We start from the raw sequence: 2,654 nt of genomic DNA on the forward strand, positions 1-2,654 counted from the left end.
GTGTTGTCGGGTAGCCCCGGCGCATTACTGCGCCGGGGCCCCCTCAGAACCGTGCTTGCCCGCTTTCCAGGCACACGGCTCAAGCAAGCCCCGGGGGCTCGCGGGCGGACAGAAGTGCTGGTCCCGGTGCACGGGCGGCGGTGCGTCGTCGCGCGCAGTGGGCGTGTATGAGGCAGCGTGCGGTGTCGTCCGGCGGGCTGCCGTCCTCAGTGGTGACCGCCGTGCGGCGGATCGCCATGTGGACGGTGGTGAGCCACTGCTCCCACTCGGTGGGATTCTGGGGCTCGTGGTCGGCGTGCAGCAACAGGTTGCCGCAGCCGGGGCAGAGTCCGCGCTGCGCGCGCAGAAGCCGCAGCACGAACGGGCCCAGCGGAGGCTTTCGCCGCCGTCGCCGTTCAGCCCAGTAGCTGCTCAGGGCGGGGTCGTCCGGAGATGCCCTGCCCTGGACCAGCCGATGACGGACGATCTTTGTCCAGGAGAACTTCACCAGGTAGCGGCCGGTGTCCCGGTCGCCGAACACCCAGCGGTCCCTTCTGGAGTGGTGGAACGCGCCGAAGTACCGGGCCACGACCCAGCGTTTCGACTTGTTCGGGTGCACCCGCAGGCCCCACCGGTAGGTGAGCCGCCACGCGTAGTGGTCCAGGGAGGAGAAGATCTCCTTGGACACCCCGGTTCGGTAGTAGGCTGCCCAGCCCCGGATCACGGGGTTGAGCTTGTTGATCACCGCTTGGGCGTTGGCCCCGTGCAGGGCCTTGACCTCGGCGGCGAGCCTGCTGCGGATGCGTTGCACGGCCGCCTTGCTGGGCTTGGTCAGCAACTTGCCGTTGCGGTAGCGACGGACGTTGAACCCGAGGAAGTCAAAGCCGTCTTCGAGGCGGACGACCCGCGTCTTGTCCTCGTTGAAGGCCAGTCCTCTCGGCGCCAGCCACTGGGCGAGTTGCTGCTTGACCTGTCGGGCCTGGTCCTCGCTGACGCACAAGGCCACCAGGTCATCGGCATAGCGGATCACCACAGGGGTGCCCGGGGCCGACTTCCCGCCGTGCCTCATCCAGTCAGGGAAGTACCGGACTCCGGCGGCTTCCTCCAGCCCGTGCAGGGCGACGTTCAACAGCGTCGGGCTGATCACCCCGCCTTGAGGAGTTCCCTCCTCGGTCAGGGTGAGCTGTTCGCGCTCGACCACTCCCGCCTTCAGCCACTGACGGATCTGTTCCCGCGCGGGGAACGTGCCGATCTGGCGGAGGAGGTGGTCATGGTCGATGCGGTCGAACGCTGCTGCCAGGTCAGCGTCGAGGACCCACCGGCGGTGCGGATTCTTGCCGCCGACCGCCTTGAAGATCGCCTCGATCGCGTCGTGGCAGCCGCGGCCGGGCCGGAAGCCGTACGACTTCGGCTCGAACCGCGCCTCCCACTCGGGTTCCAATGCTCCCAGCGCCCGCGCTTGGAGAGCGCGGTCGACGATCACGGGAATGCCGAGCGGACGCTGCTTCTTCCCTCCTGCCTTGGGGATATACACCCGCCTGACCGGCCGGGCCTGCCACGTGTTGGCGGATCGCTGAATCCAGTGGGCCAGCTCGGCCTTGCCCTGGGGCAGCAGCACCACCTTCCCGTCGATCCCGGCGGTCGTGCGGCCAGCGTTGACCTCCGTGACCCGGCGCACGCTCAGCAGCGTGTTGGCCCGGGAGCGGAGCATCAGTTTCTGCAGGTTGCGGACCTTCTTCAGGTCCCCCGCCTGCGATGCCGTGAAGATGCGTTGCCGAAGTCGCCGTACGTCGTCCTCGACCTGCTGCCAGTCGATTGCCAGCCAGTCGGTGATTTCGTCCTTGGGTCCGTTCACCGCAGCGCCAGCCGCCCGAGCGGCCTGGGCCGCCGAGATCGGTACTGCTGCCTTGGTGTCCAACTTGTCCTTCGGTTCCGGTTGTTCGAGCATCTGGTCTCCACAGGCTCACCTGGCCCACGTCGGCACCCTTTCGGGTCCGGGCATCTGCCCGTATCCGGCCGGTTATGCGGGGCGGCCGGCGGAGGGCCGACCGTGGTGCCCCGTGTTCCCGCTGCCTTTCGGCGGCCAGCGTTCGCTTCTTGGGCCATCCTGTTCCCGCCCGGGGGCTGGGCCTTCCTCGCGGTCGGCTCACCGGCCAGCGGTGCTGGTCGGACCCCGTCGGGGTTTCCACGTTCCACACAGTTGAGATACGACCGGGGTGGGTGCCCCCTATACCCCGGGGACGGTGGTGTCCTCCCGGTCGGCGGTTCGCTGTCCGACCGGCACCTGCCGCTTCTCTGCGGCCAGTCCCTTCACCCCGCTGGAGTCTTCCGTCTGGCGGGGCCCAAACGTGACGAGGCATCATCAGAGGTTCACTCGCGTTCACCCGTCCGGTCTTCCCCTTGCCTGTGGCCCCCGGACGGATCGGGAGCCCTTGGGCGTCTTCTCCGAGCTCCGCACCCACCGTTGCCAGTGACGCACGTCGAAGCGGGGACGGGCCTTGGACACTGGCCCGGGTCTACACCCTCGGCATCGGCCGAACCTCCAATCGGTGTGACCACTCAATCTGTGCGACCTCGTGTCGCACCGAGCCCGCGTTGCCCGGCCTGAGCAGGGCCGCGGCCGGTTCCCCGGTGCCGTCCGGCCCGTGGTCGACGAAGGCCATGAGTGGGTGATG

At 68.5% G+C, this 2,654-nt stretch carries 1 protein-coding gene; it reads right to left on the bottom strand.

From position 1 onward, the window contains the following. Positions 1-79: 79 nt before the first annotated feature. Positions 80-1,927 (bottom strand): group II intron reverse transcriptase/maturase, encoded by a 1,848-nt coding sequence (ltrA, locus tag ACFC02_RS42205; RefSeq protein ID WP_376368280.1) that lies wholly within the window; start codon positions 1,925-1,927, stop codon positions 80-82. Positions 1,928-2,654: the final 727 nt, after the last annotated feature.

It is taken from the genome of Streptomyces sp. NPDC056160 (genome assembly GCF_042268205.1).
GTDB lineage: Bacteria > Actinomycetota > Actinomycetes > Streptomycetales > Streptomycetaceae > Streptomyces.